The 20,121-nt window shown below is 62.8% G+C and carries 18 protein-coding genes; 11 read left to right on the top strand and 7 right to left on the bottom strand.

Annotation, left to right across the window (positions count from 1 at the left end):
• A partial coding sequence (locus H7225_RS16545) for an Orn/Lys/Arg decarboxylase N-terminal domain-containing protein (protein ID WP_290663803.1) occupies positions 1–891 on the bottom strand: 891 nt, incomplete at its 3' end.
• A 131-nt stretch (positions 892–1,022) separates the two neighbouring features.
• On the opposite strand from H7225_RS16545, the gene H7225_RS16540 reads away from it, so the two are divergent.
• The 3 genes from H7225_RS16540 to H7225_RS16530 are packed head-to-tail and all read left to right on the top strand — an operon-like array spanning position 1,023 to position 2,782.
• Positions 1,023–1,454 (top strand): NfeD family protein, encoded by a 432-nt coding sequence (locus H7225_RS16540; protein ID WP_290663801.1) that lies wholly within the window; start codon positions 1,023–1,025, stop codon positions 1,452–1,454.
• A gap of 21 nt (positions 1,455–1,475) precedes the next feature.
• On the top strand, positions 1,476–2,381 hold the full coding sequence (locus H7225_RS16535) for a stomatin-like protein (RefSeq protein ID WP_290663799.1): 906 nt from the start codon (positions 1,476–1,478) through the stop codon (positions 2,379–2,381).
• A 2-nt stretch (positions 2,382–2,383) separates the two neighbouring features.
• Complete coding sequence (locus H7225_RS16530; RefSeq protein WP_290663796.1) at positions 2,384–2,782, top strand: DUF2237 domain-containing protein; 399 nt, start codon at positions 2,384–2,386, stop codon at positions 2,780–2,782.
• Positions 2,783–3,017: 235 nt separating this feature from the next.
• Here H7225_RS16530 and H7225_RS16525 read toward each other — a convergent pair whose 3' ends face one another.
• From H7225_RS16525 to smc, 6 genes are all read right to left on the bottom strand, one after another.
• A complete protein-coding gene (locus H7225_RS16525) occupies positions 3,018–3,632 on the bottom strand; it encodes a MarC family protein (protein WP_290663794.1) in 615 nt (204 codons plus the stop codon).
• Between the two features lie 12 nt (positions 3,633–3,644).
• Positions 3,645–4,172: a hypothetical protein gene (locus tag H7225_RS16520; RefSeq protein ID WP_290663792.1), complete on the bottom strand. Its 528-nt coding sequence runs from the start codon at positions 4,170–4,172 to the stop codon at positions 3,645–3,647.
• Between the two features lie 211 nt (positions 4,173–4,383).
• Positions 4,384–4,920, bottom strand: coding sequence for a peptide deformylase (gene def / locus H7225_RS16515; protein ID WP_290663790.1), 537 nt, complete (start codon positions 4,918–4,920; stop codon positions 4,384–4,386).
• A complete protein-coding gene (ligA, locus tag H7225_RS16510; protein WP_290663788.1) occupies positions 4,907–6,985 on the bottom strand; it encodes an NAD-dependent DNA ligase LigA in 2,079 nt (692 codons plus the stop codon). The genes def and ligA overlap by 14 nt, the downstream gene beginning before the upstream one ends.
• Positions 6,986–7,005: 20 nt before the next feature.
• Entirely contained in the window at positions 7,006–8,091 is a 1,086-nt protein-coding gene (locus tag H7225_RS16505; protein ID WP_290663786.1) for a cell division protein FtsZ, read from the bottom strand.
• Positions 8,092–8,124: 33 nt separating this feature from the next.
• Positions 8,125–11,640 (bottom strand): chromosome segregation protein SMC, encoded by a 3,516-nt coding sequence (gene smc / locus H7225_RS16500; protein ID WP_290663784.1) that lies wholly within the window; start codon positions 11,638–11,640, stop codon positions 8,125–8,127.
• A 120-nt stretch (positions 11,641–11,760) separates the two neighbouring features.
• Between smc and queF the strand changes: the two genes are divergently transcribed.
• From queF to prmB, 8 genes are all read left to right on the top strand, one after another.
• Positions 11,761–12,264, top strand: a complete 504-nt coding sequence (queF, locus tag H7225_RS16495; protein WP_290663782.1) for a preQ(1) synthase — start codon at positions 11,761–11,763, stop codon at positions 12,262–12,264.
• Positions 12,265–12,365: 101 nt separating this feature from the next.
• The gene (locus tag H7225_RS16490) at positions 12,366–13,520 is read left to right on the top strand and encodes a GGDEF domain-containing protein (RefSeq protein ID WP_290663780.1); all 1,155 of its coding nucleotides are present in this window, start codon (positions 12,366–12,368) and stop codon (positions 13,518–13,520) included.
• A complete protein-coding gene (locus tag H7225_RS16485) occupies positions 13,517–14,686 on the top strand; it encodes a diguanylate cyclase (protein ID WP_290663778.1) in 1,170 nt (389 codons plus the stop codon). Before H7225_RS16490 ends, H7225_RS16485 begins: the two co-directional genes overlap by 4 nt.
• Before the next feature lie 67 nt (positions 14,687–14,753).
• Complete coding sequence (gene dapC / locus H7225_RS16480; protein WP_290663776.1) at positions 14,754–15,977, top strand: succinyldiaminopimelate transaminase; 1,224 nt, start codon at positions 14,754–14,756, stop codon at positions 15,975–15,977.
• Positions 15,978–16,005: 28 nt separating this feature from the next.
• A complete protein-coding gene (gene dapD, locus H7225_RS16475; RefSeq protein WP_290663774.1) occupies positions 16,006–16,842 on the top strand; it encodes a 2,3,4,5-tetrahydropyridine-2,6-dicarboxylate N-succinyltransferase in 837 nt (278 codons plus the stop codon).
• Between the two features lie 28 nt (positions 16,843–16,870).
• Positions 16,871–18,061 carry a PilT/PilU family type 4a pilus ATPase gene (locus H7225_RS16470; RefSeq protein ID WP_290663772.1) on the top strand — a complete coding sequence of 397 codons (1,191 nt, stop codon included), beginning with the start codon at positions 16,871–16,873 and terminating at the stop codon, positions 18,059–18,061.
• 25 nt (positions 18,062–18,086) lie between these two features.
• Positions 18,087–19,241 (top strand): succinyl-diaminopimelate desuccinylase, encoded by a 1,155-nt coding sequence (dapE, locus tag H7225_RS16465; RefSeq protein WP_290663770.1) that lies wholly within the window; start codon positions 18,087–18,089, stop codon positions 19,239–19,241.
• Positions 19,238–20,113: a 50S ribosomal protein L3 N(5)-glutamine methyltransferase gene (prmB, locus tag H7225_RS16460; RefSeq protein ID WP_290663768.1), complete on the top strand. Its 876-nt coding sequence runs from the start codon at positions 19,238–19,240 to the stop codon at positions 20,111–20,113. The genes dapE and prmB overlap by 4 nt, the downstream gene beginning before the upstream one ends.
• Positions 20,114–20,121 lie beyond the last annotated feature (8 nt).

The raw sequence follows: 20,121 nt of genomic DNA, 5'->3' as shown, positions 1-20,121 counted from the left end.
CGGGATCGGGCCGATGATGCCGTAGTGGTTGCGCGTGGGCGTCATGAACACGGGAATCGCGCCGCACATGATGATGGAGTGCAGGATCGACTTGTGGCAGTTGCGGTCCACCACCACAACATCGTCTGGCGCTACCGTGTGGTGCCAAACCATCTTGTTGCTGGTCGATGTACCGTTGGTGACGAAAAAGCAGTGGTCGGCGTTGAAGATGCGCGCCGCATTGCGCTCGCTGGCGCCAATTGCACCATTGTGGTCGGGCAACTGACCCAGCTCTTCTACAGCGTTGCAGACGTCGGCGCGCAGCATGTTTTCGCCATAAAACTGGTGGTACATCTGGCCAACTGGGCTCTTCAAAAATGCCACGCCGCCGGAGTGACCAGGGCAGTGCCATGAATAAGAGCCGTCATCGGCGTAGTCCAGCAGCGCCTTGAAGAAAGGCGGCGCCAGCGAGTCAAGGTAACTTTTAGCCTCGCGGATGACGTGGCGCGCCAGGAACTCGGGCGTCTCCTCGAACATGTGGATGAAGCCGTGCAGCTCGCGCAGGATGTCGTTGGGGATGTGCTGCGAGGTGCGCGTCTCGCCATACAGGTAGATGGGGATGTCGGCGTTCTTGAAGCGGATCTCGCTGACGAAAGCGCGCAAGGCTTTGAGGGCCGAATCGACCTCACCCTTGGAGCCCGCGCCGAATTCTTCGTCGTCGATCGACAGGATGAAGGCACTGGCCCGGCTTTGCTGCTGCGCGAATTGCGACAGGTCGCCGTAGTTGGTCACGCCCAGCACCTCGAAGCCCTCTTTCACGATGGCATCGGCCAGGGCGCGGATGCCCAGGCCCGAGGTGTTTTCTGAGCGGAAGTCTTCGTCGATGATGACGATGGGAAAACGGAAACGCAGCATGGCCAAAACCCCTGTGGGCAAAGTCGGGCAGAAGCCCGGAAAACGCGAAAGCGCGAAGTGTAGGACTTCTGCGGGCACTGTGGATGACAGTCGCATCAAAACCGACGCTGGCGCCGTACACTGCGCTCATGACTGACACAACCCTGTGGTGGATGGCGGCCGGCGTGATCGTCGGGCTGGAATTGTTGACGGGCACCTTCTACCTGTTAATGCTCGCCCTGGGCGCGGCGGCCGCGGCGGTTGCAGCCAACATGGGCCATCCTTTGCCGACCCAGATTCTGATCGCCGCCGTGGTGGGCGGTGTGGCCGCGCTGGGCTGGCACCTCAAGCGCCAACGCAGTAAGGACCACGCGCAAAGCGAAGGTCGCGCCAACCCGGATCTGCACCTGGACCTGGGCCAGACCGTCGAGGTGGCGCAGTGGTCAGCGGACGGACGCACTCGCGTTCACTACCGTGGCGCCGACTGGGATGCCCGCTACCGCGGCGCACCACCAGCCCAGCCAGGCCCGCACCGCATCCAGGCGGTTGAAGGCAACACCCTGGTCCTCGCCAAAATTTGACAACCCTGAAAGCCCTCCCACATGGAATTCGCCCTCGTCATCCTGGTCCTGGCCGTGATCTTCATCGCCAAATCGGTCAAAGTCGTTCCCCAGCAAAACGCCTGGGTGCTAGAGCGACTGGGCAAATACCACGCCACGCTCACGCCTGGCCTGAACGTGGTGCTGCCCTTCGTCGACGTGGTGGGTTACAAACATTCGCTCAAGGAAATCGCGCTGGATGTTCCCAGCCAGGTCTGCATCACCAAAGACAACACTCAGTTGCAGGTGGACGGTATCTTGTACTTCCAGGTGACCGATCCGATGAGGGCCAGCTATGGCGCCTCCAACTACGTGGTGGCCATCACGCAACTGGCGCAAACAACCTTGCGATCGGTGGTCGGCCGCATGGAGCTGGACAAGACCTTTGAAGAGCGCGCCGTGATCAACACCGCCGTGGTCAATGCGCTGGACGAAGCCGCCTTGAACTGGGGTGTGAAGGTCTTGCGTTATGAAATCAAGGACTTGACCCCGCCCGTCGAAATCCTGCGCAGCATGCAGGCCCAGATCACGGCCGAACGCGAAAAGCGCGCCTTGATCGCAGCCTCCGAGGGGCGCCGTCAAGAGCAGATCAACATCGCCACCGGCGAGCGCGAAGCCTTCATTGCCCGCTCCGAAGGCGCAAAGCAGGCCGAGATCAACAAAGCGCAGGGTGAAGCTGCCGCGATCACCGCCGTGGCCGATGCCACCGCCGATGCGATCCGCAAGATCGCGGCCGCCATCCAGCAGCCCGGCGGGCAAGATGCCGTGAACCTGAAAGTGGCTGAAAAGGCCGTTGAGGCGTATGCCCAGTTGGCCCAGAAAAACAACACGATGATTGTTCCGGGCAACATGAGTGAGGTCTCTGCCCTGATCGGCACCGCGATGACCCTGATGAAACGCACCAGTTAACCATGTCCATTGACATCGCCAGCGCCCGCAATGTTTTGGGCAGCCCACTGCGAGGCTGCTCTTACGCGCCAGTGACCGGTTTTTTCCGCGATGGTTGCTGTCGCACACGTCGGGATGACGTTGGCCTGCACGTGGTCTGCGTCAAAGTCACGGCAGAGTTTTTGGCCTACTCGGCTGGACAGGGCAATGATCTGAGCACCCCCATCCCCGAGGCGCGTTTTCCGGGCTTGAAGCCGAGTGATCGTTGGTGCCTGTGCGCCAACCGTTGGCTGGAAGCCTGGCACGCGGGCATGGCACCACCCGTGGTGCTGGAGTCGACCCATGAAAAGGCCTTGGAAGTGATCCCGCTGGAAGCCCTCACCGCCCACGCCCTGGCTTCGACACGGCCACTGGACGAATAGCGCCGCTTCGCTGCAGGCGCGTCTGCCTCAGCTTTGGTTTTGCTGGACACGCGCGCAAAGGCAGGGGTGGAGGTCTTCGCGGGGAATGCTCTTCAGGTGAACGCAGCACACGCCATGGTCATGGCCGCTGAACACGATGGCGGACATCACAATTGGAGATCACGCAGCCACATGAGTTCGTCTATTTTTGCCGCACCACACCAGCGGAAACTTTCGTCTCAAATGGCAGAATTTTTCATGGAGCCGAAAAATAGTGCTTTATGCCGGCCAGGATCATCTCGACCGCGATGGCGCACAGCACCAGGCCCATGAGTTTTTCGATGGCAGTGACGACCGATTCACCCAGCCAGCGGTGCAAGGGCTGGCTGGCCAGCAGAACCACCGCGCACACGCCCACGGCCGCCGCCAGGGCCGCGATCCATTCAACGAGCTGGGCGGGTTGGCGGGAAGCCAGCAGCAGCACCGTGGCCATGGCCGAGGGGCCAGCCAGCAGGGGCACGGCGATCGGGAACAGGAAAGGCTCGTGACCTGACTCACCGGACGGGGCCGCCTCTTCGTCAAACAGGCGTCGCCCCGAGGCAAAGATGATGCGGATGGACAACAGCAGCAAGATCACACCACCGGCGACTTCCAGCGAGCGCTCGGACAAACGCATCAGCTCCAGGAAGGTGCGGCCACCCAGCATGAAAGCGAGCAACACGCCAAATGCCATGCAGGCTTCGCGCAAGGCCACCCACACACGCCGCTGAGGCGCCACGCCGCGCATCACCGAGATGAAAATCGGCAAGGTGCCGAATGGATCAAGCACCAGGAGCAGCAAGATGAAGGCCGACGTGATCGTGTGGCTCATGCTGCTAGCAGGTCAAAGGTAGGCCGCAACCGGTGGCGAGATCTTTTGGGCAATCTCGAAGTACCCGTCCCGCCATGGGATAACGCTGAGGGTCACCGCTTTGGCCACGCCGATGCCTGCGGTCATGAAAAACGATTTGCTTGGCCCTTGCATTTGGTTCGCCAGCGCGAGCACAAAAGGCACGGACAGAGTGCCCACGAACCACTTGGGCAGAGGCTCTTGCCAAACGCAGTAGACCAACGCAGCCAAAAAAGGTACTGCCCAAAGCGCCAGCCTGGGATTGATGACGCTGGCGGCCTTGCGCCAATGCTGCCCCAACAAGATACCGGCCGAGAAGAACGGCAGGTACATCACAATGTTCGCGATGTTGAAGGTGGAAGGCCAGGCAAAGGGATACAAAAAGATGCCCAAGGCCATCATGACCCAAGGTGTGGCACGGGGCGCCTGCTGCAGCAACCAGGGAAACACCAGCTTCTTGAGCCGTTTGAGAACGTAGCCCAATACTGCAGAACGGTTGGACAGCACCATGAACAAGGGCATGTGGAAGGCGTAGATCGCCGAGGGAAGCAGGTTGTACCAGTCCGGCCCCCGGCACTTCTTCGCGGGCAGCGACGTGGCCGACCACGACCAGTCCGATGGCGATGCCTTTGGCAGTGTCCAGGCTGTTCACCCGTTCCGTCATGTGTTCTCCTGCTGGTTAAAATTGAAGGCACGCATTGTCGTTTTCGGCACTTATTGGCCCAAGCTTGACTCAATCGTCGGCATTCGGATCCAGGCCGGGAAACAGCACCGAGGTGTAGCCAAAGCGAGAAAAATCGCGTATTCGCATGGGGTAGAGCTTGCCGATCAGGTGATCGCACTCGTGCTGAACCACCCGCGCATGAAAGCCTTCGGCCTCGCGGTCGATGTGCTGGCCGAACTGGTCAAAGCCGGTGTAGCGGATGTGGGCCAGGCGGGGCACAACGCCGCGCAAGCCGGGCACCGACAGGCAGCCCTCCCAGCCATCTTCTTCATCGTTCGACAAAGGCGTGATGACGGGGTTGATGAGCACGGTTTGCGGCACGGGTGGCGCATCGGGGTATCGCTCGGAGCGGGTCACGCCGAAAATGACCACGGCGAGGTCGACGCCGATCTGGGGCGCAGCCAGGCCAGCGCCTTGAGCGGCGGCCATGGTGTCGAACAGGTCGGCGATCAGGGCGTGCAGCTCGGGGGTGTCGAACTGCTCGACTTGCTGGGCCAGGCGCAAAAGACGCGGGTCGCCCATCTTGAGGATGTCACGCACTGCCATTTTGGAGGCTCCCGGGGTCGATGTTCAACAAGGCCAACAGGCCGTCCTGGTCGAGGATGGTCAGGCCCAGGTCCTGGGCTTTGTCCAGCTTGCTGCCGGCCTCGGCCCCCGCCACCACGTAGGTGGTTTTCTTGGACACGGAGCCTGCCACCTTGCCACCTTGGGCTTCGATCAGGGCCTTGGCCTCTTCGCGGCCCAAGCTGGGCAAGGTGCCCGTGAGCACAAAGGTGCGGCCGGCTTGGGGCAAGGCCTCTTGCGCAGTCTGGGTGGGTTCGTGCTCGGGCCAGGTGATGCCCACGGCGCGCAGTTGCTCAACCACCTCGCGGTTGTGCGCCTGGTCAAAGAAAGTGCGGATGCTGTGCGCCACGATCGGGCCCACGTCGTTGACGGCCAGCAGTTGCTCTTCGGTGGCGTCCATCAAGGCGTCGATCTTGCCAAAGTGCTTGGCCAGGTCTTTGGCCGTGGCTTCGCCTACATGGCGGATGCCCAGGCCAAACAAAAAGCGCGGCAAGGTGGTGTGCTTGCTCTTCTCCAGCGCCGAGACAATGTTCTGCGCGCTCTTGTCGGCCATGCGGTCCAGGGCGGCCAGTTTGGCCACGCCCATCTTGTAGAGCTCGGGCAAGGTGCGCACCAGGCCGCCATCCACCAACTGGTCCACCAGCTTTTCGCCCAGGCCTTCAACCTCGACCGCGCGGCGTTGGGCGAAGTGCAGCAAGGCCTGCTTGCGCTGCGCAGCGCAGAACAGTCCGCCTGAGCAACGGTGGTTCATCTCGCCCGGTTCACGCTCGACGGTGCTTTGGCAGATGGGGCAATGCCGTGGCATGCGAAAGTTGGGCACGTAGCTGGCACGGGGCACGGCGGAAACCACGCTCACCACCTCGGGGATCACATCGCCTGCTCGGCGCACGACGACCGTGTCGCCCACCCGCACGCGCTTGCGGCGCAGCTCGAACAGGTTGTGCAAGGTGGCATTTGTGACCGTGACCCCGCCTACGAACACTGGCTTAAGCCGGGCCACGGGCGTGAGCTTGCCAGTGCGGCCCACCTGGATGTCGATGGCCTCGACCAGCGTCAGCTGTTCTTGCGCGGGGTATTTGTGGGCCACGGCCCAGCGCGGTTCACGCGAGACAAAGCCCATGCGCTCTTGCAAGTCGCGGCGGTTGACTTTGTAGACGATGCCGTCGATGTCGAAAGGCAGTTGGTCGCGCTTGGCGCCAATCGCCTGGTGAAAGCCGACCAGGCCGGTCTGGCCATCGGCGCCTTGGGCTACCACGCGCTCATCGCTCACGGGCAAGCCCATGGCCTGCAAGGCATCCAGCATCGCGCTGTGCGTGGGCGGCACGGTCCAGCCCTGGACATCGCCCAGACCATAAGCAAAAAAACTCAAGGGGCGCTGCACCGTGATGTTCGGGTCGAGCTGGCGAACCGCACCGGCAGCGGCATTGCGTGGGTTCACGAAGGTCTTGGCGCCTGACTCTCGCTGGCGCTCATTGAGCTTGTCGAAATCGTTGCGGCGCATGTAGACCTCGCCGCGCACCTCCAGTACCTCGGCCTTCACGCCCTTCAGTCGGTGCGGGATCTGGCGGATGGTGCGGATGTTCTGCGTGACGTCTTCGCCCACCTCGCCATCGCCACGCGTGGCCGCTTGAACCAGCGCACCGTTTTCGTAGCGCAGGTTGATGGCCAGGCCGTCGAACTTCAGCTCGGCGACGTACTCCACTTGGGGGGCCTCCGAAGTCAGCCCCAACTCGCGGCGAACTCTCGCGTCAAAGGCCAGTGCGCCTGTCGCTTCGGTGTCGGTCTCGGTGCGGATGGACAGCATGGGCACAGCGTGGCGCACCGGCGTGAAGCCGTCCAGCACCTGGCCCAGCACGCGTTGCGTGGGCGAATCGTCCGTGCGTAACTTGGGGTTTGCCGCTTCCAAGGCTTCGAGTGCCTGAAAGAGCCGGTCGTACTCGGCATCGGGGATCTGCGGGGCGTCCAGCGTGTAGTACTGGTGCGCGTGATGCTGTAGCTGCTCGCGCAGTTGCGCGATGCGTTGGGCCACGGATTCGTCGTTCGGCATGGCCGAGGTCTCCTCCCCCATCAATTGAACAAGCGCCGTGCCGTTGCCGAACCGGCCGCCAAATCACGCGCAGCCAAGGCTTCGTACAAGCGCTGCAATTCACCTTCGATGGAGGCAAATGCGGCTGGCGAAAATGGCTGCCCCTGGTCATCGGCCATCATGGCATCCAGGCCCAGCGACAAGGCCTGGCCCGCTGCGCACCAGGCGTTGAAGGGAGACCCATCGGCCGCCGTTTGAGGCACGTCAAAGGACAAGATCAACTCGCGCAAGGTGGCTTGCTCGGGGTCTTCGGCAAAGGCCGCCTGGGCATCGAACTGCAAGGTCAGCACGGGCGGTGCGCCCTCATCAGTGGACGGCAGCACGAAGCGGCCTGGCAAGGCGCCCGGCACGAAGCCATGGCGCGCGGCCTGCTGTTGCACATAGCCGATCGACCAGGCACTGCCTTGGGCATACAGGCGCAAGGCCAGTTGGGCATCATGGGCGCTGGCAAAGCTGTCCAGCTCCTTGGCGCGCGCCACCACGTCCAGCATGTCCGGGAACTCGACCGAAGCGCCCATGGCGTCGGCACAGGCTTGCACCTTCTGCACGAACTCGGAGTACTCGATCTCGTTGAGGCCGCCGGTGCGGTTGGCCAGCAGCACGCCGGCTTGCAACTCACTGTAGACCACGCCGAGCTGGGGCGCTTCCCACTCACTGCAATCAACACGCAGGCCTTCGATCATGAAAGGCTTGCTGCCGGCACGGCGAGTGGTTGGCAGGTGCAGCAGCACGTTGTCACCGCTGACGGGGGTGTCCACGGTCAAGGTGGCGATGGCATCGATCAGGGCGTCCAGCTTGGGCTGGTTGCGCTTGACGGGCGGCGGCAAGTTCATCGCCCCGGATTCGCGCTCTTCGAACGTCGGTTCACCGGGCACGGTGTCGCCCATCTCGGTGGGGATGGTGTCGGCCTCGGAGCGGTCGATGGTGCCGGTGCCCATGGGCTCGAGCGCGGCGCGCCGGGGTTGGCGCGCCGCGTTCTTGCGGGCAGTCCAGGCGCCATGCGCCACGAAAGCCGCCAGAACCAGTCCGCCCAACAGGGCCAGGTACAAGGTGAGTGAATTGTTCATGGTGAGAGTGTGTGGGGTTCTGCTTCTCGTCGCTCAGGCGGCCTGGGCCATCGAGAAGGCGGCCTCCATGTCGACGGCCACGATGCGTGACACGCCCTGCTCCTGCATGGTCACCCCGATCAACTGTTCGGCCATTTCCATGGCGATCTTGTTGTGCGAGATGAACAGGAACTGCGTGCCGCTGGACATCTGTTTGACCAGCTTGGCGTAGCGCTCGGTGTTGGCGTCGTCCAGGGGCGCATCGACTTCGTCCAGCAAACAGAACGGCGCGGGGTTGAGCTGGAAGATGGCGAACACGAGGGCGATGGCCGTGAGCGCTTTTTCGCCACCCGACAAAAGGTGGATGGTGCTGTTTTTCTTGCCGGGCGGGTGGGCCATCACCTGCACGCCCGCGTCCAGGATTTCGTCGCCGGTCATGACCAGCTTGGCCGTGCCGCCGCCGAACAATTCGGGGAACATGCGGCCGAAGTGCTCGTTGACGGTGTTGAAGGTGCCCGCCAGCAAGTCGCGGGTTTCGATGTCGATCTTGTGGATCGCGTCTTCCAGCGTGTTGATGGCATCCAGCAAATCAGCCATCTGCGAGTCCAGGAAGCCCTTGCGCTCGCGGGCTGCGGTCAACTCGTCCAGGGCCGCCAGATTGACGGCGCCCAAGGCATTGATCTCGCGTTGGATGCGGTCGATCTCGGTTTGCAGGCCGTGCAGCTTGACGCCGTTTTCTTCGATGTTGCGGGCCAAAGCTTCCAGATCAACTTCGGCGGCGGTCAGCTGCTCCATGAACTGCGCGCCACCCAGCGAGGCGGCTTGTTCTTCAAGCTGCAATTTGGTGATCTGGTCACGCAAGGGCTGCAGGCTGCGTTCGAACTCCATGCGTTGCTCGTCGGCGCGGCGCAACTGGGCGGACAGGTCGTCGTAGCGGCTGCGGGTCTGGCCCAGCGCGGCTTCCTTTTCCAGCTTGATGGCCAGGGCTTCGTCCAAGCCCGTGCCTGCGGCCGTTTCACTCAAACGGGCATGTTCTTCACGCAAAGCCACGGCGCTGACTTCGTTGGCTTGAATTTGCTGCACAGCGGTCTCGATGCCGCGCTGCAACTCGCCACGGCGTGCCGACATGCTGCGGGCACTGAAAGCGGCCTCTTGCGCCTGGCGCTCCAGCGCGCGCGACTGCTCACGCGCATGGTTCAACTTGCGCTCGGCTTCGATCACCGCCTCTTCCAACTGGGCATGGCGCTCCTGAGCATCGGCCAACGACAAGTCCAGCTCTTCAAAGCGCGCCTCACCGGTGGCGCGGCGTTCGTTCAACTCTTTCAGCTGGCCATCAATCTCGCCCACTTCGCTGGTGATCTGCTCACGCCGCGCATTGCTTTGCTGGGCTTGCTGCGTCAGGCGCAAAACCTCAACCTGCAATTGATGCGTGCGCTGCTGCATCTCGCTGGTGTCGCGCCGGGTCGTGCCCAGGCGCTGCGAGGCATCGGTGTAGGCAGCCTCGGCGCGGATCAAGGCAGCACGGGCATCGTCGGCCATGATGGCCTGGGCACGCGCCTGCTTGTCCAGGCTCTCGATTTCCTGCGCGCGGGCCAGCATGCCGGCCTGCTCCGAATCGGGCGCGTAAAAGCTGACCGCAAACTGGCTGACCGCATGACCAGCCTGGGTCATGATGACCTCGCCATGCGTCAACTTGCCACGATTGGCCAGTGCCTCTTCCATGCTGCCAGCGGTGTACACGCCCTCCAGCCAATCGTTGAGCAAGGCCTTCAGGCCCTGGTCTGTCAAGCGAAGCAGATCAGACAGGCGCGGCAACGTTTGATGGCTGTTGGCGATCTGGCCCGAGGGCGGGCTGTAGAAGGCCAGCTTGGCGGGCGGCGCGTCGTTCTCAAAAGCGCGCACGGTTTCAACCCGGCCCACTTCCAGGGCAGACAGGCGCTCGCGCAGGGATGATTCCAGCGCGTTTTCCCAACCGTTTTCAATGTGGATCCTGGTCCACAAGCCCGGCAGCCCATCCAGGCCGTGTTTGGCCAGCCAGGGCTTGAGCTTGCCTTCGGTCTGCACTTTTTCCTGCAGGGCGCGCAGGGCTTCCAGGCGGGCGGTCAGGTCAGACTGTTTGCTGGCCTGCGCATTGGCGTCGCTTTGGCGTTCCTTGCGGGCGTCATCCAAAGCAGGCACGGATTCGGTCAGCTCGCCCAGCCTGGCCTCGGCCACGGCCAAGTCTTCCTGGCCAGCCTCCAGCTGACGGCTCAGCTCGGTCAGGCGCAGCTCATCGGGCGCAGCCAAGGTTTGTTTCTCGGCCACCAGGCGTTCGCGGCGCAGATTGAGCTGGCGCGACTGGTCGTCAACATTGCGTGAATCGGCGGCCAGCAACTGGATCTGCTGCTGCACCTGGCCGGCCACACCGCGTTGCTCGTTGGCCTTCTGGCTGGCAGCACGCACCGTGTCTTCAAAAGTCGGCACATTGGCGGTCAGCTCTTCGGCTTGCGCGGCCAGGATCTCGGCCTGCTCTTCGGCAGCGGCCATTTTCTCGGCCAGCGTTTCCAGCTCCTCTTCGGCGGACACCTTTCGGTCGGCCCACTGGTCGTTCTGGCCTTTCAACTCCGCCAGCCGTTGTTCAACCTTCTGGCGGCCTTCAACCACGTAACGGATGCGCTCTTCCAGGCGGCTGACTTCCAGATTGGCCTCGGCCAGCACGCCTTGCGCGGTGTGCAATTCGTCGCTTGATTCGTAGTGCGCCTGGCGCACGTGCTCCAACTCGGCTTCGACCTGGCGCAGCTCGGCCATGCGGCCTTCCAGCGCGTTGGTCGCGCCCAGGATGTCTTGCTTGATGCGCGACTCTTCGGTCGACGCGTCGCGGTGCTTGAGGAACCAGAGCTGGTGCAGCTTCAAGGTGCCTTGGCTCTGCAGGCCGTTGTAGCGAGTCGCAACCTCGGCCTGCTTTTCCAGCTTGTCGAGGTTGTTGTTCAGCTCGCGCAGGATGTCATCCACGCGGGTCAGGTTTTCGCGCGTGTCCTTGAGGCGGTGCTCGGTCTCGCGGCGGCGCTCCTTGTACTTGGACACGCCCGCCGCTTCTTCCAGAAACAAGCGCAGCTCTTCAGGCTTGGATTCAATGATCCGGCTGATGGTGCCCTGGCCGATGATGGCGTAGGCGCGCGGCCCCAGGCCCGTGCCCAAAAACACATCCTGCACATCGCGGCGGCGCACCGGCTGGTTGTTGATGAAATAGCTGGAGGTGCCATCGCGGGTCAGCACACGCTTGACGGCGATCTCGGTGAACTGATTCCATTGCCCGCCGGCACGTGCATCTTCATTGCTGAACACCAGTTCAACGCTGGAGCGGCTGGCCGGCTTGCGGTTGCCCGAGCCATTGAAGATCACGTCCTGCATGGATTCGCCACGCAACTCGGACGCTTTCGATTCGCCCAACACCCATCGCACAGCGTCCATGATGTTGGACTTGCCGCAACCATTGGGCCCCACCACCCCCACCAACTGCCCGGGCAACTGGAAAGTGGTCGGCTCGGCGAATGACTTGAAGCCAGACAGCTTGATCGAATTCAGGCGCATGCGTGTTGAGTCGACTAAGTCATTGATTTATAAGAAAAAATACGCAGAGCAGCGCATTCATTCGGCTCTGGGATGATAGCATCGGCTCTTCCCCAGATTTCCCTCCTACCGCAGCTCATCATGGCCAAGAAAGCCCCTTCCGCCCGCGCCGCCAAGAGCGCCCCCGCCGACATCACCGTGGGTGAGCGCGTCAAGCCCGCCACCCCGCCCTCGGCCGCCACCCGCAAGCTCGACGTCTTCCCCAATCCCGCCCCGCAGCGCGACTACGTCATCCAGTTCCAGATCCCGGAATTCACCTGCTTCTGTCCGCTGACCGGCCAGCCGGACTTCGCCCACTTCACCATCGAGTGCATCGCCGACAAGCTGTGCGTTGAGCTCAAAAGCCTGAAGATGTACATGTGGAGCTACCGCAACGACGGCGCTTTCCACGAAAAAGTCACCAACGCCATCCTGGACGACTTTGTCCGCGCCATTGAGCCGCGCTACCTGCGCATCACGGCCAAGTGGTATGTGCGCGGCGGCATCTACACCAATGTGGTGGTCGAGCACCGCCAAAAGGGCTGGAAGCCCCTGCCCAAGGTGGAACTGCCTCAGCATTCGGCTGAAACCGGCATGCTGGGCTGATTTAGTCACGCAAGCGGCCCCACTGCGGCGCCGCAGCAGTAACACCATGTCAAGACTGGCTATTTTCTGCCGATAGCCAAGGGGCAACCACCCTTCACTTGATGAAACCATCCTCTTGGCAGACACCGTTGCTTGACTGGGCGCTTGGGCGGCAACAGCCCACGCGTCGCCATGTGCTGCTGGTGCTCGCCACCTTGCAGTTGTATGCGGTCACCATCGGCATCCTGATGCACACGGTCCACCTTGGCCTGCTTGACCGGCACATGGCCAATGTGCTGATCCTGTGTGCCGTCACCACATTCCTGACGGTTTTTGCCTTGGTGCGATCAGGCTGGAGCCTGAAGCTCACAGACCCAGTCCTGGCGTTTCCCCACGCCTTGGTCTGCAACTGCATCGGCGTGCTGGCCTTCATGCAACTGGGCGACCACCGCAGCAACGTGATGATCATCATGGGGCAGACCATCGTGGCGGCCATGTTCCGACTCAGGCCCGCCCGGGTATTGCTGTTGGGGGCCTTGACCGTGGGCATGCTGGCCGTGGCCACCATCACCCTGACGTGGCATGACCCGGTTCACTATCCCGTCACCAAAAGCTGGGCGGTGCTGGCCGTGGGGGGCTCTGCCTTGCTCATGCTGTCGCTGGTGGCCAAATGGATCAGCGACATCGGCGTGAAGCTGGGGCGGCAAACCAAGGAGCTGACCGAAGCGGTGCGCACCGTGCAGCAAATGGCCACCACCGACATGCTCACCGGCCTGCTGAACCGCCGGGTTGTGACCGACCTGGCCGAGGCCGAACTGAAGCTGATGGAGCGCACCGGCGCGCCCATGTGCGTGGCCTTGATCGACCTGGATCATTTCAAGGACATCAACGACCGGTTTGGCCACCATGCGGGCGACACCGCGCTCAGAGGATTTGCCCAAAGCATCGCGCCGCAACTGCGCCAGGTCGACAAGCTGGCGCGCTGGGGCGGTGAAGAATTCCTGCTGATGCTGCCCCAGTTGAATCAAAACGAAGCCTTGACCGCGCTGGAGCGCTTGCGCCAAACGGTGGAAGCCCTGGTCTTCAAAGACCACGCCTTGATGCAGTTGACCTTCTCGGTGGGCATCGCACAGGCGCAGCCCGGCGAAAGCCTCGAACAACTGGTAGACCGCGCTGACCAAGCCGTCTACGAGGCCAAACGGCAAGGCCGCAACCGCTGTGTGCTGGCCTCATCGCTGGTCGCTTCTGCAGAACCACTGACCGAGGCACCGGCATGAGCAGCGAACCTCGCTCGGCCCACCTCCCGGAAGACGACCCGCTGCTGGACGGCGTCGGCAGGCTTGTGGCGTTCATCTTCGGGCCAGACCGCGTTACCCGCTCACGCACCGGCGCCATCTTTCTGTGTGCCCTGATGTACGTGATTTGCTGCTGGGCGGCCTCGTATGTGGCGGACATCGGCCTGATCAGGGCCTTCGCCCCGGGCTTGTTGATGGCCACCGCATTTCCGGCCTACGCGGTGTTTTTTGGATTGGTGCGCAGTGGCAAGACCCAACACCTGAAAGACCCTGCGCTGATGATCCCGCAGAACATCTTCGCGCTGCTGGCCATCTCTTTTGCCTACACCGCATTGGGCCCCTATGACCGGGGCCTGGTCATGGTCCTGATCGCCCTGGTCATGGTGTTTGGCATGTACACCCACACCCCCAAGCAATCCGTGGTGGTCGGACTGGCCGCCATGTTGATGTTGGGGGTGAGCATGGGTGTGCTGTCACATGTGGACCCCGACTACTACCCACCCAGTTTCGAGTTGATCCGGTTCGAGCTGATGCTGGGCACCATGCCCCCGTTGATCTTCACGGCGTACAAGATCTCAAGCTGGCGCAACCAGCTGGTCAAGCAGCGCACCGAACTCAAGGCGGCGCTGGAGCAGGTCCAGCAACTGGCCACCCACGATTCGCTCACCGGGCTTTTTAACCGCCGACACATGCAGGACAAGCTGGACAACGCCGTGATGCGCTTTGACCGCTATGGCGAGCGTTTCACCGTGGTGCTGATCGACCTGGACCATTTCAAACAGGTTAACGATCGCCACGGGCACCGCGTGGGGGATGACAGCCTGAGCGCCTTTGCCAAGGCGGCTCTGGTCGTGCTGCGCGACACGGACACCATCGCCCGCTGGGGCGGCGAAGAGTTCTTGGTCCTGATGCCCAACACCAGCCAGGAAAAAACCCAGGTCGCTCTGGAGCGCTTGCGCACGGCCATGGCCAACTGCACCCTCTCAGCCGCCGTGCCGACGTTGCGTGTCACTTTTTCAGCGGGCGTGGCCGTTCACGACAGCATCACGGCCTTGGGCCAAACCGTCGAACGCGCCGACCAGGCCCTGTATGAAGCCAAAAATACCGGCCGCGACCGGGTCGTGATCGCGCCAGCTGTCAAGTGCTGAGCACATCGGGCACATTCCGCGCTAACCCGCGTCACCGGCAGGCCTGGGGGCTGGGATAATCCGCGGCATGAACCCATTGCTGTCCAAACTGCAGCCCTATCCCTTCGAGCGGCTGCGACAACTCACCGCTGGCGTGCAGCCCAAGCCGGCCCTGCGCCCCATCAGCCTGGGCATTGGCGAGCCCAAGCACCCCACGCCCACCTTCATCAAGATGGCCTTGATTGATGCGCTGGACGGCCTGGCCAGCTACCCCGCCACCGCAGGCGAGCCCGTGCTGCGCGAATCTTGCGCCCGCTGGATGCAACGCCGCTATGGCCTCTCGCTCGATCCGGCCACGCAGATCCTGCCCGTCAATGGCTCGCGCGAGGCGCTGTTCGCCCTGGCCCAGGTCGTGATCGACCCCAACCAGCACCGCGATGTGGGCGGCCCCGCCGTCGTCTGCCCCAACCCGTTTTATCAGATCTACGAAGGCGCGGCCCTGCTGGCCGGTGCCCGCGCGGTGTTTGCCAACTCCGACCCTGCGCGCAACTTCGCGGCCGACTGGTCAAGCATCCCCGAATCAACGTGGGCGACCACCCAGTTGCTGTACGTGTGCTCACCCGGCAACCCCACAGGCGCGGTCATGCCGCTGGATGAATGGGCCAAGTTGTTTGCATTGAGCGACCGGCATGGCTTTGTCATCGCATCTGACGAATGCTATTCAGAGATCTACTTCCGCGAAGGCCCGGGCGCAGCGCCACTCGGTGGCCTGGAAGCTGCCCACGAGCTGGGCCGCAATGATTTCCGCAACCTGATCGCGCTGACCAGCCTTTCCAAGCGCTCCAACGTGCCCGGCTTGCGCTCAGGCTTTGTCGCCGGCGATGCCAAGCTGATCAAGGCCTTCTTGCTTTACCGCACCTACCACGGCAGCGCCATGAGCCCTTCGGTGCAACGCGCCAGCGCCGCCGCCTGGGACGACGAGGCCCACGTGGTCGAGAACCGCGCCCTGTACCGGCAAAAATTCGAGCAAGTGACCCCCATCCTGGCCGAGGTCATGGACGTGGCCCTGCCCGATGCCAGCTTCTACCTCTGGGCCGGCATCCCCGCCCGCATCCAAGGTGGCAGCGACGAGTGGTTCGCGAAAGAACTGCTGGCTCAATACAATGTGGCCGTTCTGCCAGGCAGTTACCTGGCGCGCGAAGCCAACGGCATCAACCCCGGCGCGGGCCGTGTCCGCATGGCCCTGGTGGCCGGCGTGGACGAATGCGTCGAGGCCGCTCAGCGCATCAAGGCCTTCATCCAGTCTTTTTGATTTTTACTTTTTGATTGATTGTTCAAGCATGACTACCCAAGCACTCCAGACCACCATCGACAACGCCTGGGAACAGCGCACCACGCTGTCTGTGGCCAGCGCCCCCGCCGAAGTGCGTGACGCCGTCAACCACATCATCGATCAGCTGGACGCCGGCAAACTGCGCGTGGCCGAGAAGATCGACGGCCCCAATGGCAAGGAATGGGTGACCCACCAGTGGATCAAGAAGGCCGTGCTGCTGAGCTTCCGCCTGAACGACAACGTGCCCATGGGCGACGGCCCCCTGCAGTTCTTCGACAAGGTGCCCACCAAGTACGCCGGCTGGACCGACGAACAACTGCGTGCCAGTGGCGTGCGCGTGGTGCCGCCCGCCGTGGCCCGCCGTGGCAGCTTCCAAGCCAAGAACGTGATCCTGATGCCCTCCTACGTCAACATCGGCGCTTACGTTGATGAAGGCGCCATGGTCGACACCTGGGCCACGGTCGGTTCCTGCGCGCAGATTGGCAAGAACGTGCACTTGTCTGGCGGCGTCGGCATCGGCGGCGTGCTCGAACCCCTGCAGGCCAACCCCACCATCATCGGAGACAACTGCTTCATCGGCGCACGCTCGGAAGTGGTCGAAGGCGTGATCGTGGAAGAGAACTCGGTGATCTCGATGGGCGTGTACATTGGCCAAAGCACCAAGATTTATGACCGTGCCACCGGCGAAGTGACCTACGGTCGCATCCCCGCCGGTTCGGTCGTGGTCAGCGGTAACCTGCCCAGCGCCGATGGCAAGTACTCCTTGTACTGCGCTGTCATCGTCAAGCGGGTCGATGCGCAAACGCGCTCCAAGACCAGCATCAACGACCTGCTGCGCGCCTGATAAAAACCGATCCCCAAGGAGACACTTGATGAGTGAAGGTAATCTGGAACGAGTTCTGCGTTTGATGGCTGAAAAGAAGGCCTCGGACGTCTTCCTCTCGGCTGCCACGCCCATCCTCATCAAGCTCCATGGTCAGATCCTGCAGCTGACCGATCAACCGCTCAAGCCTTCGCAGCCGCGCCAGCTGCTGGCCGAGATGCTGTCGCCCACGCAGATGGAAGAGCTGGACGACACCGGCGAGTTGAACGTGGGTTTGACGATCCCGGGCGTGGCAATTTTCCGGCTCAGCGCCTTCAAGCAACGCGGCTCGATCGCGGCGGTGTTCCGGCACATCCCGTCCGAGATCCCTGCGCTGGACAGTCTGAACCTGCCCGACGTGTTGTCGTCGCTAGTGATGGAAAAGCGCGGGCTGATCATCCTGGCTGGCGCCACCGGATCAGGCAAGAGCACCACGCTGGCCTCGATGCTGGAGCTGCGCAACCAGCGCATGACCGGCCACATTTTGACCATTGAAGACCCGATGGAGTTCTTGTTCACAAACAAGAAATCAGTGGTCAACCAGCGCGAAGTGGGCCGCGACACGGTCTCGCTGCAAGTTGGCTTGCGCAATGCGCTTCGGCAGGCGCCTGACTGCATCCTGATCGGCGAAATCCGTGACCGCGAAACCATGACGGCGGCCATCTCGTATGCGCTGTCGGGCCACCTGGTGCTGTCCACGCTTCACGGCAACAACAGCTACCACGCCCTGGGCCGCATCTTGTCCTTCTACACGCCAGAGTCGCGCCCTGCTTTGCTGAGCGACTTGGCCTCGGGCCTGAAGGCCATCGTGTCGCAACGCTTGTTGCGCGCCACGGCGGGCGGCCGCATCCCGGCGGCCGAGGTCTTGCTCAACACCAAGCTGGTGTCCGAATTGATCGAGCGCGGCGACTTCAGCGGCGTTAAAGAAGCCATGGAAAAGTCCATGGCCGAAGGCTCGCAAGCCTTTGAGCACGACATTGCCCGACTGATCGGCGAAGGCCTGATCACGCGCGAGGAAGGCCTGGCCAATGCCGATTCGCCCACCAACTTGATGTGGCGCCTGCAAAACGACCAAAGCGCCTCGTCCAAGCTCACACCCAAGGTGGAAGACACCGAAGAAGGCCCCTCCTTCACCGAAATCACGCTGGACGTGAACAACGACGACCACCGCCACAGCAGTTTCGGATCTACCCGCTTTTAAGCTTTCTTTTTACCCAGGCACCGACATGACCGCCACCCTGCGCCTGACCGAGGCGCTGATTGCCCGCTCCTCCGTCACCCCCCACGATGGCGCCTGCCAGGCCGTGTTCATTGAACGCCTGCAAGCCTTGGGCTTTGAATGCCACACGCTGACCTTCGGCCCACTTGCGGCACCCGTCACCAACCTGTGGGCCATCAAGCGAGGCATCGGCCATGCCAGCGGCGCCCCCACCCTGGTGTTCGCCGGCCACACCGACGTGGTGCCCACCGGCCCGCTGGACCAATGGACCAGCCCGCCCTTTGTGCCCACGCACCGCGATGGCAATTTGTTTGGCCGTGGCGCGGCCGACATGAAAACCTCGCTGGCCGCCATGCTGGTGGCCACCGAAGAATTCATCGCCAGCCATGCGCAACACCAAGGCAGCGTCGCCTTCTTGCTGACCAGCGACGAAGAAGGCCCCTCGGTCGACGGCACCATGAAGGTGTGCGAATGGCTGACCGAGCGCGGCGAACGCCTGGACTGCTGCATCGTGGGCGAGCCCACCTCGGTCAAGTCCGTGGGCGACATGATCAAGAACGGTCGGCGCGGCTCACTGTCGGGCAAGCTGCGCGTCAAGGGCGTGCAAGGCCACATCGCCTACCCGCACCTGGCGCAAAACCCCATCCACTTGGCCGCCCCCGCCTTGGCCGAACTGGCCGGCATCACCTGGGACCAGGGCAACGACCACTTCCCGCCCACCAGTTGGCAAATGTCCAACATCCATGCGGGCACCGGCGCCAACAACGTCATCCCTGGCGAGCTGGTGGTTGACTTCAACTTCCGCTTCTCGACCGAATCCACGCCCGATGGTTTGAAGGCCCAACTGCAAGCTGTGTTGACCAAGCACGGTTTGAGCGTCGACATCGACTGGACCTTGGGCGGACGCCCCTTCCTGACCAAGCCGGGCAGCCTGATCGAAGCCATCGCTGGCGCCATCAAGGACGTCACCGGCATCACCACCCAGCTGTCCACCACCGGCGGCACGTCCGACGGGCGCTTCATCGCCAAGATCTGCGCACAAGTGGTCGAGTTTGGCCCTGTCAACGCCAGCATCCACAAGATCGACGAGCACGTGGCCGTGGCCGACATTGAGCCCTTGAAAAACATCTACCGCCAAACCCTGGAAAGACTGCTCTCGTGACCACCGTCATTGAACTGATCGAAGCTGCCAGCGCCCGCCTCACCCAGGCGGGTGTTTCTTTTGGGCACGGCACCCTCAACGCCTTTGACGAGGCCGCCTGGCTGGTGCTGTGGAAGCTGGGCTTTCCCATCGACGACCTGGATGGCGTGGCCGAGCAAACCGTGGAGGCAGCCCGCCAGGCCGAGGTTGAGGCCCTCATCACCCAGCGCATCGAAACCCGCAAACCGGCCGCCTACCTGACCAAGGAGGCTTGGTTGCAAGGTGTGCCTTTTTACGTCGATGAGCGCACCATCGTGCCCCGATCCTTCATTGCCGAACTGATGGCCGACGGCAGCATTGACCATTGGCTGAGCGAACGCACCCACCGCGTACTGGACTTGTGCACCGGCAACGGCAGCCTGGCCGTGATCGCGGCCCTGGCCTACCCGGAGGTGACCGTGGATGGCCTGGACATCAGCGCTGACGCCCTGGCCGTGGCGCGCATCAATGTGGACAAACACGGGCTGGCCGACCGCATCAGCTTGATCCAAAGCGACGGGCTGGCACAAGCACGTGGCCCCTATGACCTGATCTTGTGTAACCCGCCGTATGTGAATGCGCAGTCCATGCGCGCCCTGCCCGCCGAGTACCGCGCCGAGCCCGAGTTGGCCTTGGCCTCGGGTGACGACGGGATGGATTTCACGCGGGCCTTGCTGGCAGCCTTGGAGGCCAGTCCCGATCGGTACATGTCGCCCGAGGCGGTGCTGGTTTTGGAGATAGGCAACGAGCGCGAGAACTTTGAGCGGGCATTTCCTGATCTGGAAGTGATCTGGCTGGAGAGCAGTGGTGGTGACTCGTCGGTTTGTGTGATTTTTCCGTTTGCGCAGGGGTGAGGTTCAGG

Source organism: Aquabacterium sp., assembly GCF_014378415.1.
In the GTDB taxonomy this organism is placed as follows: Bacteria; Pseudomonadota; Gammaproteobacteria; order Burkholderiales; family Burkholderiaceae_C; genus Aquabacterium.
This window is presented reverse-complemented; position numbering and strand designations above follow the sequence as displayed.

Coding starts and splice junctions, on each gene's coding strand:
- def (WP_290663790.1), bottom strand. CDS start 4,920: ATGGCAGTGCGTGACATCCTCAAGATGGGCGACCCGCGTCTTTTGCGC.
- H7225_RS16530 (WP_290663796.1), top strand. CDS start 2,384: ATGTCCATTGACATCGCCAGCGCCCGCAATGTTTTGGGCAGCCCACTG.
- dapD (WP_290663774.1), top strand. CDS start 16,006: ATGACTACCCAAGCACTCCAGACCACCATCGACAACGCCTGGGAACAG.
- smc (WP_290663784.1), bottom strand. CDS start 11,640: ATGCGCCTGAATTCGATCAAGCTGTCTGGCTTCAAGTCATTCGCCGAG.
- dapC (WP_290663776.1), top strand. CDS start 14,754: ATGAACCCATTGCTGTCCAAACTGCAGCCCTATCCCTTCGAGCGGCTG.
- H7225_RS16490 (WP_290663780.1), top strand. CDS start 12,366: ATGAAACCATCCTCTTGGCAGACACCGTTGCTTGACTGGGCGCTTGGG.
- H7225_RS16535 (WP_290663799.1), top strand. CDS start 1,476: ATGGAATTCGCCCTCGTCATCCTGGTCCTGGCCGTGATCTTCATCGCC.
- H7225_RS16485 (WP_290663778.1), top strand. CDS start 13,517: ATGAGCAGCGAACCTCGCTCGGCCCACCTCCCGGAAGACGACCCGCTG.
- H7225_RS16470 (WP_290663772.1), top strand. CDS start 16,871: ATGAGTGAAGGTAATCTGGAACGAGTTCTGCGTTTGATGGCTGAAAAG.
- queF (WP_290663782.1), top strand. CDS start 11,761: ATGGCCAAGAAAGCCCCTTCCGCCCGCGCCGCCAAGAGCGCCCCCGCC.
- dapE (WP_290663770.1), top strand. CDS start 18,087: ATGACCGCCACCCTGCGCCTGACCGAGGCGCTGATTGCCCGCTCCTCC.
- H7225_RS16520 (WP_290663792.1), bottom strand. CDS start 4,172: ATGCCCTTGTTCATGGTGCTGTCCAACCGTTCTGCAGTATTGGGCTAC.
- H7225_RS16525 (WP_290663794.1), bottom strand. CDS start 3,632: ATGAGCCACACGATCACGTCGGCCTTCATCTTGCTGCTCCTGGTGCTT.
- H7225_RS16540 (WP_290663801.1), top strand. CDS start 1,023: ATGACTGACACAACCCTGTGGTGGATGGCGGCCGGCGTGATCGTCGGG.
- ligA (WP_290663788.1), bottom strand. CDS start 6,985: ATGCCGAACGACGAATCCGTGGCCCAACGCATCGCGCAACTGCGCGAG.
- H7225_RS16505 (WP_290663786.1), bottom strand. CDS start 8,091: ATGAACAATTCACTCACCTTGTACCTGGCCCTGTTGGGCGGACTGGTT.